The organism is Neorhizobium galegae bv. orientalis str. HAMBI 540 (assembly GCF_000731315.1).
GTDB lineage: Bacteria > Pseudomonadota > Alphaproteobacteria > Rhizobiales > Rhizobiaceae > Neorhizobium > Neorhizobium galegae.
Window position 1 is genome coordinate 1,570,087 of sequence record NZ_HG938354.1, and the last position, 14,618, is coordinate 1,584,704.

The 14,618-nt window shown below is 58.6% G+C and carries 14 protein-coding genes and 1 pseudogene; 9 read left to right on the forward strand and 6 right to left on the reverse strand.

All coding sequences use genetic code 11. The features are described from left to right. Position 1: 1 nt before the first annotated feature. From RG540_RS29960 to RG540_RS29975, 4 genes are all read right to left on the reverse strand, one after another. On the reverse strand, positions 2-838 hold the full coding sequence (locus RG540_RS29960) for a carbohydrate ABC transporter permease (protein WP_065814459.1): 837 nt from the start codon (positions 836-838) through the stop codon (positions 2-4). Further along, a complete protein-coding gene (locus tag RG540_RS29965) occupies positions 835-1,740 on the reverse strand; it encodes a carbohydrate ABC transporter permease (protein WP_046601990.1) in 906 nt (301 codons plus the stop codon). Before RG540_RS29965 ends, RG540_RS29960 begins: the two co-directional genes overlap by 4 nt. A gap of 28 nt (positions 1,741-1,768) precedes the next feature. Further along, a complete protein-coding gene (locus RG540_RS29970; protein ID WP_041365994.1) occupies positions 1,769-3,028 on the reverse strand; it encodes an ABC transporter substrate-binding protein in 1,260 nt (419 codons plus the stop codon). 74 nt (positions 3,029-3,102) lie between these two features. Then, on the reverse strand, positions 3,103-4,539 hold the full coding sequence (locus RG540_RS29975) for a M24 family metallopeptidase (RefSeq protein WP_046601991.1): 1,437 nt from the start codon (positions 4,537-4,539) through the stop codon (positions 3,103-3,105). 783 nt (positions 4,540-5,322) lie between these two features. Between RG540_RS29975 and RG540_RS29980 the strand changes: the two are divergent. From RG540_RS29980 to RG540_RS29995, 4 genes and pseudogenes are all read left to right on the forward strand, one after another. After that, positions 5,323-5,523 (forward strand): annotated as a pseudogene (locus RG540_RS29980) (transporter substrate-binding domain-containing protein); the annotation flags it as partial. Between the two features lie 324 nt (positions 5,524-5,847). Continuing rightward, positions 5,848-6,423, forward strand: coding sequence for a hypothetical protein (locus RG540_RS29985; RefSeq protein WP_041366606.1), 576 nt, complete (start codon positions 5,848-5,850; stop codon positions 6,421-6,423). Further along, on the forward strand, positions 6,420-7,139 hold the full coding sequence (locus RG540_RS29990; protein ID WP_041366001.1) for a nucleotidyl transferase AbiEii/AbiGii toxin family protein: 720 nt from the start codon (positions 6,420-6,422) through the stop codon (positions 7,137-7,139). The genes RG540_RS29985 and RG540_RS29990 overlap by 4 nt, the downstream gene beginning before the upstream one ends. Next, positions 7,129-7,869 carry a hypothetical protein gene (locus RG540_RS29995; RefSeq protein ID WP_041366004.1) on the forward strand — a complete coding sequence of 247 codons (741 nt, stop codon included), beginning with the start codon at positions 7,129-7,131 and terminating at the stop codon, positions 7,867-7,869. Before RG540_RS29990 ends, RG540_RS29995 begins: the two co-directional genes overlap by 11 nt. A 91-nt stretch (positions 7,870-7,960) precedes the next feature. On the opposite strand, the gene RG540_RS30000 is transcribed toward RG540_RS29995, so the two are convergent. Further along, the gene (locus RG540_RS30000; protein ID WP_041366006.1) at positions 7,961-8,845 is read right to left on the reverse strand and encodes a LysR family transcriptional regulator; all 885 of its coding nucleotides are present in this window, start codon (positions 8,843-8,845) and stop codon (positions 7,961-7,963) included. Positions 8,846-8,962: 117 nt separating this feature from the next. Here RG540_RS30000 and RG540_RS30005 point away from each other — a divergent pair, with 117 nt between their 5' ends. Together RG540_RS30005 and RG540_RS30010 are read left to right on the forward strand one after the other, a co-directional pair. Next, positions 8,963-9,424 (forward strand): VOC family protein, encoded by a 462-nt coding sequence (locus RG540_RS30005; protein ID WP_041366007.1) that lies wholly within the window; start codon positions 8,963-8,965, stop codon positions 9,422-9,424. Positions 9,425-9,509: 85 nt separating this feature from the next. Next, complete coding sequence (locus tag RG540_RS30010; RefSeq protein ID WP_041366009.1) at positions 9,510-10,343, forward strand: oxidoreductase; 834 nt, start codon at positions 9,510-9,512, stop codon at positions 10,341-10,343. A gap of 173 nt (positions 10,344-10,516) precedes the next feature. Here the strand turns inward: RG540_RS30010 and RG540_RS30015 are convergent, their stop codons facing one another. After that, positions 10,517-11,404: a LysR family transcriptional regulator gene (locus RG540_RS30015; RefSeq protein ID WP_041366607.1), complete on the reverse strand. Its 888-nt coding sequence runs from the start codon at positions 11,402-11,404 to the stop codon at positions 10,517-10,519. A 97-nt stretch (positions 11,405-11,501) separates the two neighbouring features. On the opposite strand from RG540_RS30015, the gene RG540_RS30020 reads away from it, so the two are divergent. From RG540_RS30020 to RG540_RS30030, 3 genes are all read left to right on the forward strand, one after another. Further along, positions 11,502-12,734: an MFS transporter gene (locus RG540_RS30020; RefSeq protein ID WP_080725144.1), complete on the forward strand. Its 1,233-nt coding sequence runs from the start codon at positions 11,502-11,504 to the stop codon at positions 12,732-12,734. 133 nt (positions 12,735-12,867) lie between these two features. Further along, positions 12,868-13,905: an alpha/beta hydrolase gene (locus tag RG540_RS30025; RefSeq protein WP_155414853.1), complete on the forward strand. Its 1,038-nt coding sequence runs from the start codon at positions 12,868-12,870 to the stop codon at positions 13,903-13,905. Between the two features lie 230 nt (positions 13,906-14,135). After that, positions 14,136-14,609: a cytochrome P460 family protein gene (locus tag RG540_RS30030; RefSeq protein ID WP_041366011.1), complete on the forward strand. Its 474-nt coding sequence runs from the start codon at positions 14,136-14,138 to the stop codon at positions 14,607-14,609. Positions 14,610-14,618 lie beyond the last annotated feature (9 nt).

Here is a 14,618-nt window from a genome sequence, read left to right on the forward strand (position 1 = left end):
ATTATCCCTTTACGGCGCCAGCCGTCAGACCGGCCACGATTTTGCGCTGGATAAGAAGAAAAAAGACGATGGCAGGAAGGCTGAACACGAGGGCTGCGCCAAGCACGGCCGACATCGGCGTTTCATACTGCCCAACGAAGGAGGCGAGCCCGACGCTTGCCGGCCACAAGGAATTGTCCATCAGGAAGGTCGAGGCGAACAGGAACTCGTTCCAGCCGGCAAAGAAGGCCACGACGGCCGCGGCCGCGATGCTCGGCATGATCAGCGGCAGAATGATCATGGTGAGCACGCTGAACCGCGGGCAATTGTCGATGATCGCGGACTCCTCGATCTCGTAGGGCACCGCGTCCATCGCGCCCTTCAGGACGAAACATGCGACAGGCAGCGAGAAACCGACATTGGCGAGGATCAGACCCGTCAGGCTGTTCAAGAGGCCGAAGGTGATGAACATCGCATAGAGCGGCACCAGGATCAGCGCTTCGGGAACGACCTGGGTCATGAACAGCAGAAAGCCGACCAGGCCGCGCCCATGGAACTTGAAACGGCTGAGCGCATAACCGGCAAGCGCGCCGAGGGTCAGGCTCAAAATGGTGCCGCCGGAGGCGATCAGCAGCGTGTTGAACAGCCAGCGGCCGATCGGAACCTTGCCGAGCTCCGTTGCCAGATCCGGCAGATGCTGCAGCTGCGGCCAGGCGACCTGGCCGGTTCCGTAGAGCTGGGAATTGACGTTGAGCGCGGTGGCCGCCATCCAGTAGACCGGGAAGCCGGCGAGAACGACCAGAACTCCGATCAGCGTATATCGCAGCGCCTTCATGGCGAGTTTTCGGGGTGTCATCATCGAGACATCCTCTTCATGCGGCGTTGTTCGACGGTGTAATGGACGGCTGCCACCATCAGCGCCAGTGCGAGGCCGACCGCGCCGTAAGCGCTGGCCATTCCCAGTTCATGGCCTTCGAACGCCGTCTGGCGGAGCTTGACGACGAGGGTGCTGGTCGAACCGAGCGGACCGCCCCCGGTCAGCAGGTAGATGATGTCGAAGCGGCGAATGGACCAGACGGCGACCAGAAGGGCTGCGAGCTGGATCGATGGACGGATATGCGGCAGCGTCACTGCTCGGAAGGTGCTGATCCCATCGGCGCCATCGATCCTGGCGGCTTCGCGCACCTCTTGCGGCACCGATTGGAGGGCTGCCAGCACAACCAGCATCACAAATGGAGCGACCTGCCAGACAGTAACGGCAAGAACCGAGCCGAGCGCATAGTCCGTGCTGGTCAGCCACGAGAAGCGGCCGATGCCGAGGAGCTCAGTGATGCGATTGAAGACGCCCGACCGTTCGTTATACATCCACAACCAGATCAGCGAGGCCGCCACACCGGGCACGGCCCAGCCGAACAGCAGGATTGCCCGGACGACTGCGCGCCCCTTGAAGGGACGATCGATGGCAAGTGCGGCCACAACGCCGAGAGCGACGCCGATAAGGACGGTCAGGACCGTATAAACCAAGGTTGCTTTCAGGGAGACATAGAAGGCTGGATCTTCGATCAGCCGTTCATAATTGCCGAGGCCGATGAACCGGCCTCGGTTGGGATTGACGATCCGGGTGTTGGTCAGGCTCATGTACATCTGCCGCGACAGCGGCCAGAACATGAAGACCACCAAATAGATCATGGGCGGAAGGATGAAGGCATAGGGCAACAATTTGACCAGGCCGTTCCTGTTTTTCAGGCCATTCGCACTCACATCAGTCTCCCTTCTTGATGCGAGGTTGTCAGAACTGCTTGTCGATGGCGGACTGAGCTTCGGCGAGCGCCGTCTTCGGATCGGCATTCGCAAGGATGACCTTTTCGACCGCCTGCATCACGAACCGCATGATTTGTGCCGTTTCGACTTCATATCCCTTGATCAGCGTGCTGCGGGAGGTTTCGGCGAGCTTGACGAAGGTCGGCGCCCAAGGGTTGGCCTTGGAGTAGGCGTCGCTGACAGGCACGTCGGTTGCAAGCGCATCCGGACCTGATGCGTCACGCAGAGCCTGCTGACCGACGGGACCGACCAGCCACTTGACGAAGGCGATCGCTTCTTTCTGGTGTTTGCCATGCGCGCTCACGCCAACGAAGATCTGCTGATGCGCGCCGGGGTTCTTGAACGGCATCGGAGCGGCATAAAGGTCGCCGGACTGAAGGGCACCACCGGAGGCGATATTGAGCGTGCCGCCGGAATTGTCGATCGAAAAGGCCGCATGCTTTTCCTTGAAGCGCGTGCGCTGCGTCGGAAAACTGTCGCCGGTGGGCATGATGCCGGCGTCGTAAGTCTTCTTGAAAGCCGTGATGGCGGCGACGGCTTCCGGCGTATTGATCGTCAGCTTGCCGTCTGCATCGACCCAGTTGACGCCGTAGCCATAGGCCCAGCTCTGGAAATCCATGAACCAGCCCGAAAAGTCGTTGATCTGGTGGCGGGCGGTAAAGCCGATGACGCCCGGAGTTGCCGCAGACGCTGCCTTGGCGGAGGCAATCAGCTCATCCACGGTCGTCGGCACCTTCGCATTGGCGGCATCGATCAGCGGCTTGTTGTAGATCAGGGCGTAGACGGCGCGCTGCCAGGCGACGCCCAGGCGCTTGCCGTCGATCACGCCGTTTTCATTGCTCTTGTTCAGCTTCGCGCCGTCGGCCGCAGCCGAGAGATCGACGAGAAAGCCCGCATCCGCAATCGCGTAGAACAGGCCTTCCTGCATCATCGCCACATCCGGCCCCTGGCCTGCGCCCATTTCGGTCGTCAGCTTGTCGGCGAATTCCGCAGACGGAATGGCTTCCTGCTCGAGCGTGACGTTCGGATTGGCTTCCTGGTATTTGCTGACCGCTGCCCAGAGGTTCTTGCCGCGCAACGCATCAAGCCATTGGGAATTGGCCAGTTTCAGCGTGACCTTCTCGCTCGATTGAGCATGAGTTTCGCCTGCACCGAGCCCGACGGTCAATGCAAGCGCCGCAAGGGCTACCGTAGCCAACAGCTTTCGGCGACGAATCCTATCAAACATGTCTGTTCTCCATCTGGGTTTCTTATTTGGCGGTTTCTTATTGGTAGTTTGGCATTCACAGATCAGGCAGTGCGTCAGGCGACCGCTTTCACACGATGCACTGCAAGCGGCGTATGGTGGCTGAGTTTTTCGCCCCCCGTATCGGTGACGAGATAGCAGTCGCCAACATTGCAGCCGGCGACCTCGGGCTCGAGCCATTGCGAGTGCAGGACGAAGGTCATGCCTTCTTCGAGCTTGTCGTGGTTGTTCGATTGGATGTTGTAGTTGTTGAACTTCACCATCGAGACCGAATGTCCGACATTGGGATTGTGGGGACCGAGCGTCGCCGGATAGACGTGCATCAGCTTGCGGCCCTGGCGCTCCCAATCTTCATCCACGACATGCTTTCGCGGGATCAGGCGCGGCTTGCCGTCGTCTTCGGACACCCAGTTGTATGGCATTGTCCGGCTGTCATGGGACGAAAGATAGCCGCGGGCGATGTAGGGTTCGAAGGAAGCGTTGGCGAGGTCGGAGATGATCGCGCCGGGCTTGATCAGCGCTGCCGCTTTCTGAACACCTTCGGTGCACATCTGCAGCACGTCTTCCTGCTTGTCGGTAATGTCGCCGACCGCGATCATGCGGGCGATCTGGGCCGTGTAGCCCTGATAGATCACCGCCGAAATGTAGAGATTGATGATGTCGCCGTTGCGCACCACGTGCCCGTAGGGCTTGCCGCAATGGGTGCCGTATTGGTTGATGCCGATCTGGTAGCCGTCTCCGCTTTCGCCGCCTCGCGCCATCTGGGCATAGGTGAAGGCGGCGTAGATTTCATAATCGGTCACGCCGGGTTTGGTGACATGGTATGCGGCCTCTATGCCGATACTGGCCAGTTGGGCGGCGGCCCGCACCACCGCCTGCTCACGCTTCGAACGCACCTTCTGCATGCGATCGATGATCGAGCTTGCCTGCACGAACGAACTTTTCGGGAGACGTTTGCCGAGGCTGTTCCAGTAACCGGCGGAGGTCGCATCGCCGATCAGGCCGATCTGCGACGACGCAAAACCCTCGCGTTCCAGGAAGGAACCGACGGCCTCGACGACCTTGTCGACGGTCCTGCCCGGGCGATTATAGGTTTCGCGGCCCCAGGTACCGACCTGCCAGATGTCTTCGACCAGGACCGCCTCGCCGGCCGGCGGCAGCAGGACGGAACTGCTGAAGATGGAAAACAGCGTCAGCGGCTTGTCTTCGTCGGTCGGGACCACCAGCACGCCCTCGCGTGCCCAGTCGCACATGTAGCGAAGGTACGAGTTGGAAACCCGGTAGGAGCCGATGGAATCGGCATGGACAAGCATGACGTCATGCCCCGCGACGGTCGCCTCGCGCCTGATGCGGCGCAGCCTGTCGACGAATTCGCTTTCCGGGAGCGGACCGACCGGCTCGAACTTGAAGCTGGGGCTGAAACCGTCCAACAGGCGCTCGAAACGCACATCACCGTGCTGAAAGGGGTGGTTAGGACGAGTTTGGGCGGTCATTGGGCGTCTCATTTAGCAGATACTGATGGGACTAGATTATATCTGAAAAATAATTTGCATAGTCCGGCGAATGTTCATTTGTCGAGCGATCCGCCGCCAAAATAGGCATTTGGAAGAATGTAGCAGAAAAGCGATCGAAATGACTCAAGTACGAAACTGGGGCGCGGATCATTTTCCGTTAGTGATTAACGAGATCAACGATTTTTCATCGCAGCGCCGGGGCAAAAAAAGCGACTCAGCTTATAAAAAATCGGCACCCGCAAATCACACGGATGCCTTCCGATTAATCACGGACGAGAGCACCTTCTGTTCAACGAGTATAGGAATCGTGAAAAAAAAGTTCCAACGATGGCGTGTGGCCGAATTAGGAGTAGCTCTCCGGCACTCGCGTCTGTTTCCCAGCACGGCAGGCCGGATTCGGATACACATCACCGGGGACGCCTGCTGCTGGATCGCGTGTGAGTGCGAGCCTTAAACCGGCTTGGCGTAGAGTCTCATGAGGCGGATTCTGCCGAATCTCGGTGAGACTGCAGAAAGACAATCCCGTTATTCAGATGGCGACCCCGTGGACGGATAGGAGCGGAGCTGGCAATCCGCTCAGATCGGAACTCGCAGGCATGCTGATCTGTTGCAATTGAAATCCACACCAATCTGCCGCAGCATATTCTATGGATTTAGCATATTGCAGGATAACAGTTTCGCTCTCACCTGGAAGAGAGGATGCGATTGCTCGTGGCAACTGAGAGGCTCCACTAGGTTCTTGGTCGAACAATGGAGCACGGAATGTCATCCACCAAACTCACCAAGTTATTTTTCGGACTTGCTCTTTCAATCTCTGCACTGACGTCGACGCAGGCGTCCGCGGATGCAACGCTGGACCGAATCAAAGGACGCGGCAAGCTGACCGTCGGCGTGATCCTGTCGGGCGCGCCCTTCGGCTATATCGACCCGAAGACGCAGGCGCAGAAGGGCTACAATCTCGACACTCGCTTCTTGCTTCTGGTTGCACATGAGACTTATGGACGAGGCACCCAAATCAGCCAGTTTGGCTGAACAGACGATTTCACATAATGCTTCGCCTTGATGAGGATCGAACCTTCGATGCGAGTTGCTTTTATCTCGTAGTATCAGCGCCTTAGGCTTTTCAGCATGCCGTAAGGCTCTGTTTTTGAAGCTCTTTCCGGGCACGACTAGACCACTGCAGAAGTGGAGAAACCTGCATGCTCGAGGCGCGGACTTTGACAACGAGGACTTAGCGTGCTTTTCTGTCCTTAGTCCTAGGACGGAGGACACCATTCGGAACACATGATGAAAAGCCAGGACATCGTCATACTGCTCAAGCTCATCAGCCTTCAGGAGCAGGAGCAGGAACAAGAGCAGGGGGCCGCACGCTTGCGCCTGGAGGCGCAGGGCGATGACCCCTACTCTGTCCGGAATTTGGAGGCATCTCTCGGCATAAGCAAGACCGAGGTCAATGAGTCTATCAAGAGAAGCGTATCCTCCGGCATTGCCAGCAAAGATCGCGAACTTGGCCGACCCAAACCGAGCCGCCGGAATCTGTTCAATTTCATCGTCCACGGCCTGAAATTCACATTTCCGGCAAAGCCCGGATCAATGCAGCGAGGCATTCCAACCGCCTTTGCGGCACCCATGCTCGAGGGCCTTTTGGTCAGCGCTGGCAACTACATTTACGTGTGGCCGCATGCGAGCGGCCGTGAAATGGGCCAGTCAGTCGATCCGTTGTTCAAAAGCGTGCCGGAAGCAGTCCAAAAAGACGAGCGCCTCTACGAATATCTGGCACTCTGCGACGCAATCCGTCTCGGAAACCAGCGCGAAGTGGGTTTGGCAAGTGAGCGCCTCTCAACACGGATACTCGGCAAATGACCACTGTCCGCGGCCAACTGCTCGAAATGTTAAAAGTCGTCGCAACAGCGCTTGAACAAGATTTGCGCGATCGCCTTGTCTTCGTCGGGGGCTGCACAACGGCGCTCTTCATCACAGACCCGGTGACCCTCGAAGATGTCAGGGCCACCGACGATATCGACCTTATTGTCGATCTTGCGGGGCTTGCTGAGTGGGGCCAGCTTTTGGAACAGCTGCGAGAAAGGGGGTTCAAAGAGTCCTCGGATGATGACGTCATCTGCCGAATGCGGCTCGGCCCGCTCAAAGTCGATTTCATGCCGGATGATGAAGCGATCCTCGGCTTTAGCAATCGCTGGTACGCAAAAGGGATCGAAACCGCTGAGGTTCACCAACTCACTGAAGGTCTGACCATCCGGCTCCTCACGCCGGCCCTCTTTATAGCGACGAAACTGGAAGCGTTCGCCGGCAGGGGTGGCGATGACCTCTATTCCAGCCGAGATGCCGAAGACATACTTCTCGTGGTCGATGGAAGAGAGGAGCTTGGCAAGGAGTTGGCGAATGCAGATCTCGACGTTAGAACATACATCGCTGAACAATTCCAAGGGCTACTCGAGCATCGCGACTTTGACGACTTCCTCGAGGGAAATTTGCGTGGGCAACCCGGCCGCGCAGCTATCGTGCGCGAGCGCTATGTTGCCATAAGCCTATGCGCAGACGGTGGCGCGGATGCGCATTAAAGCAACCTGGTATAGTCAGAAAGGCACAAAGACCTCTGACAATCGTGATCATGCAGGGCTTGGCATCAGTACAAGCGGCGTTATGAGCATCGTCGTCGACGGCTCTACCGCAGGCCCCGACAATGGCGAATATGCGGGCGCGATCGTACGGGAAATGGTCGACTGGTTCAGCTGCCTGAAGGAAGCGTTGGATCCCGATGCACTCATGAGACAGCTGCGCAGGATCCATACGGATTTGCAGGCCCGTTTCCCTCGGGGTTCGGCCAGTTTTATTATCGTGCATATAGCAGCTGAAGGCCGAACGGCCGTTGTCCATGCTGGCGACTGTCTTCTGGGCGAGATCACCCAAGGCGACAGAATTCAGTGGCAAACTCACCCTCACACGCTCGCCAATGTTTTCACCGAAGTTGCACTTGATGAATTATCGAAGATACCAGCTCGACATCTCCTCACCAAAAGCTTCCGGTCCCGCGAATATATAGCGCCTGAAATCATCGAAACGGACACCGTGCCCGGCGTCTATCTAATTTCCACGGACGGCTATTGGGCCGAACTCTCAGCAAGTGACCAACTTGCGGTGATCGACGGCCGCGAAGTAACCCTAGATGGAGAGCACGACGACTGGAGCCTGCTAAAGCTCGCCGTTACGGATATTGCCGACCAGCAATTTATCGTCGATGTTGGCGGCCTCTCCCCGAATTTTTACACGGCCCAAGCATTGCGCCTTTGAGCTGCTTAACTTCCCGTCGTTTGTCGGCCGGACGATACGCCTCTGCAAGCTCCTGATAACAAGCGAAACGCTGGCGCATCACTCCATTCATTCATACACGCAGCGCATCGATGACGGCGCGCAGGCCGGCCGACAGGTATTTGCGCGTCGGGTAATAGAGATAAAGCCAGTCCTCGGGCGCACTCCAGGATGCCAGGCATTCGACCAGGCTGCCGTTCTGGATATAGGGACGCGCCCGTTCCTCCCAGACGTAAGCCAGCCCCACGCCCGAAAGTGCTGCCTCGACCATCAGTTCATGGTCATCGAGCGACAGAGACCCGGTCGTCTCGAATTCGATGATCTTTCCGGCGCGACTGAACTCCCAGGCATAGGGCTTGCCGCTTGGATAGATATTGCGGATGCAGACATGTTGACGCAGATCATCCGGGGTTTTGGGGAGCGGATGACGCTCGAAATAGTTTGAAGAACCGACGACAGCAAACCGAAGCCGCGGCTTGATCTTCACAGCCGTCATGCCATCGCGCAGGCTTTCACCGAGACGAATACCAGCATCGAACCCCTCCTCAACAATGTCGACAAGCCGGTCGGTGGCGACGATTTCCAGCTGGAGACCGGGATTTTTTGCAATCAGCGGGCCAATGACCGACCGGAACACAAACGGCGCCACCGAATTGGGCGCGTTGATGCGCACCTTACCGAACGGCGTGTCACGAAACTGGTTGAGAGCATCGAGCGCCGATCCGATCTCGCCGAAAGCCGGCGATAGTTGCGACAAGAGCATCGCGCCGGCATCGGTCAGGGCCACGCTGCGGGTCGTCCGGTTGAGCAGGCGAATACCGACGCGCGCCTCGAGATTGCCAACGGCATGGCTTATCGCCGAGGCCGTCACCCCGCGCTCTTCGCCGGCCCGGCGAAAGTTGCGGTGACGGGCAACCGCATCGAAGGCGGCCAGTTCCGAGAGATCCGTGCTGCGCATTGTCAAATCTCACTCATCATTGAGAGGAAGATTATCTCTCTAATTCTTATCATCGAAAAGGTCCAGATTTCTCCTCGCAAACCGGCATTGGTGCCGGACCACACAGGAGACAAGACAATGGCCGACTTCATTCCTCCCGCCCACAACACTGCATCGCCCTTCGCTGACATGCGCGGTCATCACGTTGCCGTCCGCACGCCGGACCTCGAAACCGCCAAGCGCTGGTATGTCGAGAAGCTCGACTTTCGTGTCGTTGCCGAGTGGGACTATGCCGACGAACAACTCGCCTATCTGGCACCCGCTACTGACGACCATTTCTATGTGGAAATCCTTGGCGGCGGAGATCCGTCGCCAACAGACGTCCGTCCCTATACCGATCTTGGCGACAGTCTCAAATATGCCGGATGCCACCATTTCTGCCTGAATGTCGCAAGCGTCGATGCCACTGTCGAGGAACTGCGCGCACGCGGCGTCACCATCGTCACCGAGCCGTTCGAGCTTCTGGCAATCAGCCGCCGCCTCGCCTTCTTCTGCGACCCCTTCGGCAACCTGATCGAACTCGCCGAAGTCCTGCCGTGAGGCTTTCCCACCCGGTTGGCCATCCCGACATCGCGGTGGCCAGACGCCCCCTCCCTTATCTCATCGAAAATCAAGGAATATCCTCATGAAAATCTGGTTCATCACCGGCGCCTCGCGCGGCTTTGGCGCCCTCATCACTACGCGTGCTCTTGCACAGGGCGACGCCGTCGTCGCCACCGCCCGCAATCCAAAGGCGATCACCGAGCGGTTCGGCGAACACCCCAACCTGCTTCCGGTCGCCCTCGACGTGACCGACGACAGCCAGGCGACCACAGCGGTGAAAGCCGCGATCGATCGCTTCGGCCAGATCGATATCCTGCTCAACAATGCCGGCTTTGGACTGATGGGGGCTGTCGAGGAGGCGACGGCATCCGAAATAGAGGCTGTCTATCGCACCAATGTCTTCGGCCTCCTCAACGTAACCCGCGCGGTCCTGCCCTCGATGCGCCGAGCGCGTTCCGGCCGCATCCTGAATATCTCATCGATCGGCGGCTATCGCGGCGCCGCTGGCTTCGGTGTCTACTCCTCGACGAAATTCGCGGTCGAAGGGCTGAGCGAAGCTCTGCATGACGAACTGGCACCGCTTGGCATTCACGTCACGGTCATCGAGCCGGGCTATTTCCGCACAGATTTCCTCGATAACTCCTCCTTGTCGGTTAGCGGCGATATCATCGGCGATTACGCAGAGACTGTCGGCAAGGTGCGCACCGTAGCTACAAGTCTCAGCCATAACCAACCCGGCGATCCTCAAAAGCTGGCAGAGGTTCTGATCGCCTTCACTGACGCCCCCAATCCGCCAGTGCGCCTGCCGCTCGGTAGCGACACAGTCGCCGCGATCGAGAAAAAGCACGCACAAGACGCTGCCATCCTCTCCGAATGGCGCACCGTCTCGATGTCGACCGACTTCGCCGTTGGCTAATGACGACGCTCGTCTGGTTAAACTTCGTCCGATGGGAGGTCGCCTTCGGGGCCTCCCATCGCCTTGAAGGGATTGGACCCGATGGCCCCGCGAAGCAAATCGCTCCGGTTCGTTGAAAGATTAAGCATTGCAGCGAGTTAACCGCCCTATTGAATGGCCGGTTGGCCGAACCATCAGGCCCTCAATGCTTCGACGATGACTCTAAAGGCGGGCGAATTCTGCCGGCGGCTCGGATAATACAAATAGTAGCCTGGGAACAACGGCGTCCAATCATCGAGCACCTGGACAAGCTGCCCCGAAGCAATTTTATCCAACACGAGACTTTCCGGCACATAGGCGATGCCATACCCGCTGACGGCTGCGTCGATCATCGCATAGGACGTGTTGAAGGTGAGCTGACCATCGACCCGGACCCGAACTTCCGCACCATCTTTCTCGAATTCCCACACATAGAGGCCGCCGGCCCGGGCTTGCCGGTGGTTGATGCAGTCGTGACCAACAAGGTCACGGGGCGTTTCTGGAGCGGTTCGCTCCGCCAGATACTCTGGAGAGGCGATCGCGACCAAGCGCCAGTCAGGACCGATGCGAACGGCAATCATATCCTTGTCCAGGCTCTCGCCGAGGCGCACGCCGGCGTCGAACTTTTCTTCGACGATGTTTCGGAAGCCGTTATCGCTGTTCAGTTCCACCTTGATGTCTGGATACTGCTTGAGCACAGGGCGCAGTTTCGGCCACACGACGCTCTCCAGGGCATGATCCGACAAGGTGATGCGAACCGAGCCGGTCGGCTTGTCCCTGATTTCCATCAACTCGTCGATCTCGGTTTCGAGCTCTTCGATACGCGGCGCCAGCGAGCGGATCAGTCGCTCTCCGGCCTCTGTCGGGACAACACTCCGAGTGGTACGAGTTAAAAGCCGAATTCCCATCCGGGCTTCAAGCTTCTTGATCGTGTGGCTGATTGTCGATTGCGATGTCCCGAGCTTCGCTGCTGCCTTCGTAAAGCTTCGCTCTTCCGCAACCGCCAGAAACCAGAGCATGTCGTTGAGATCTTCGCGTTTCATCGCCGCCTCCTGCATCGTCCATTCATGTCACAGGCCGATAAGTCCAAGCGAATTGCAATGACTAATCATCGAACTGCACCCGGCATATATTGCCGCCATGACACAACAAGCTCTCACACGACCTGAATTTCTCGATGGCGAAGCCGAACCGAACGCGGTGGCGCCTGCCACTTCGGCGGTGCCCGTTGCTGCCTGGGGCGCGGTCATCTCGATGGCCTTGTGCGTTGCCGTGCTGATCGCATCGGAATTCATGCCGGTCAGCCTCTTGTCGCCAATAGCAATTGAACTGGGTGTCACCGAAGGTCGTGCCGGCCAAGCGATCTCGATCTCGGGGATCTTCGCCGTCCTGACCAGTCTGTTGGTAGCCGGTCTGACACGGCGGCTGGACCAGCGATTGGTTCTCGCGTCCTTTTCGCTGATCCTGGTGATCTCAGGAACGATCGTCACTTTTGCCCCGAACTATCTCGTGCTGATGATCGGCCGAGCCATGCTCGGGGTCGCCATCGGCGGCTTTTGGTCGATGTCGACGTCCATCGTCATGCGACTGGTTCCAGAACAGTCGGTCCCAAAGGGGCTGGCGATGCTGAACGCGGGCAACGCCATTGCCGCGACGATCTCCGCGCCGCTTGGAAGCCTGCTAGGCAACTATATCGGCTGGCGAGGCGCCTTCTTCGCGATCGTACCGCTCGCTCTTGTCGCGCTCGTCTGGCAGTGGATCAGCCTGCCCTCGTTGCCACCGCAGGGCAACGAGGGATCATCCAACGTCTTTCGTTTACTTCGGCGCCCGCAGGTCGCGACCGGCATGGCCTCGATCATGCTGCTGTTCATGGGCCAGTTCGCGCTGTTCACCTATCTGCGGCCATTTCTGGAGACGGTAACGGAAGTGTCGATATCGACCCTATCCCTTCTGCTGCTGTTGATGGGGCTTGCGGGTGTCGTAGGGACGTATCTCGTCAGCCATCTGGTGCAAAAGCGCCTGTTCAGCATTCTTGTCGCTATCCCACTGATCATGGGCGTGATTGCGCTGGGGCTGATCACGCTCGGTTCATCTGCCGCCTTCACCGCCATCCTTCTAATCGGCTGGGGTCTGTTCGGCACGGCCGCACCGGTTGGCTGGGGCACGTGGTTGAGCCGCACCATGCCTGACGACGCAGAAGCTGGTGGAGGGCTTCAGGTCGCAACCATCCAGCTCGCCATTACGCTTGGAGCTTCAACGGGCGGCGTCCTGTTCGACGCCGCCGGCTGGTGGACCACCTTCCTGTTCGCCGCATCCCTGTTGGCCGGCTCTTCCCTTCTCGCCGCGGCAGCATGGCGTTCGGCACACCGCTGAACATCGACAGCGTACCACCGGGATCATTTTCCATCGCATTACCGCTCAAGGAGACTTGCAGATGACCATCGCGACAAACCAAGACGACGCACAGACCTCGAACACCGGGATCGACCGCCGCCACTTGCTCAAGATGGCAGGCGCTGGCGTAGCGGCTCTCGGCGCCATGTCGATCTTCGACACCACTTTCGCAAAGGCCCAAGACCTCTCCAAGGGCGCATCCAACTTTTATACCAGTGATCGCGTGACTCTGCAGAAGGTCAGGTTCACGACACAATATCAGACCAATGTTGCGGGTAACCTATTTCTGCCCAAGGACATTGACCGGGCGGTGAAGAACCCGGCAATCATCGTCGGCCACCCCATGGGAGCGGTGAAGGAGCAAAGCGCAAACCTCTATGCCACCAAAATGGCCGAGCAGGGTTTTGTCGCGATGTCGATCGACCTTCCGTTCTGGGGCGAGAGCGAAGGACAGTCGCGCAACCTCGTATCTCCCGAAGCCTATGTCGAAGCGTTCAGCGCGGGCGTCGACTTCCTCGGTTCGCACTCGTTCGTCGACCGACGGAATATCGGCGCGATCGGGGTCTGCGGTAGCGGCAGCTTTGTTATCAGCGCCGCCAAGATCGATCCGCGCATCAAGGCGATTGCCACGGTCAGCATGTACAACATGGGCGCTGCTTTCCGCGATGCGCTCAACAAGTCGCAGACGGTCGAACAGCGCAAGCAGTTCATCGCCACCGCTGCCGAACAGCGTTGGGCGGAGGCCGGCGGCGCTGACATCCAGTACATCGGCGGCACCACGCTCGAACTGACAGCCGATACGGATCCGATACAGCGCGAGTTCTACGATTTCTACCGGACGTCTCGTGGGGAGTTCACGCCTGCCGGAGTGACCAGACAGACGACAACGAAGCCGACGCTGAGCAGCAGCGTCAAGTTCATGAACTTCTATCCGTTCAACGACATCGAGACGATCTCGCCCCGCCCGATGCTGTTCATCTCCGGCGACCAGGCCCATTCGAAGGAATTCAGCCAGGATGCCTACAACCGGGCTTCGGAGCCGAAGGAACTTGTCTGGATCAAGGGTGCTGGCCATGTCGATCTTTATGACCGCGTCGATCTCATCCCCTTCGGCAAGCTGAAGGGCTTCTTCGACCAGCACCTCGCCTGAAACCAGGAGCCAGGAGCCAGGAGCCAGGAAGTCAACTGAGGCTTCTTGGCTCCATCCCCACCTCGTCTCGGCTGATTTTTGTTCGACATTCCGTCGAGACGCGCGGGAAGACTCCAATCCCAAGTTTAGCAGTCTGTGTAGCGGCAAATTCAGATCAGCCGCTCTTATAGGCGGCGGACGGAGCAGACGGGCGTGATGCCCTTTCACGATCTACTTAAAGGGTAAAGCCCATGAAATTCTTTCGCTGGTCCGGCTTGGTGGTTGCGCCCCTCGCGGTTGTCCTGACAGGCTATTTCGTCGTTGAGACTGAGCTGTCGCCGACCTCAGCGCTTGCGGCATCCAACTCGGTGACGTTTCCGCCTCTCGAACAGCTCGAGCATTATACGACGGTCCGACGGGGGATCACCCGCGAGCATATGCTGACGAACCCTGCCGCTCTCTCGGCGCTCCGAGCCGGGCAACCTGTTCCGACCGGCACCCATATGGTTCTCGTCGATTATCAAAGCGACGTTCTGACGCGCTATCTCGTGGCACAGAAGATCGGAGCCGGCGCGGATCAATGGGAATACCAGTGGTTCTGGCCGGATCGGACCGTCAAGGCAGACGAAAATGTCGCCCGTTGCTACTCCTGCCATCGTTCGCGTCAGTCCGAGCAGTTCATGTTCACGCTGAGCGGCGCCATTTCCGATGATGATCCGCTTTGACCTCCAGGA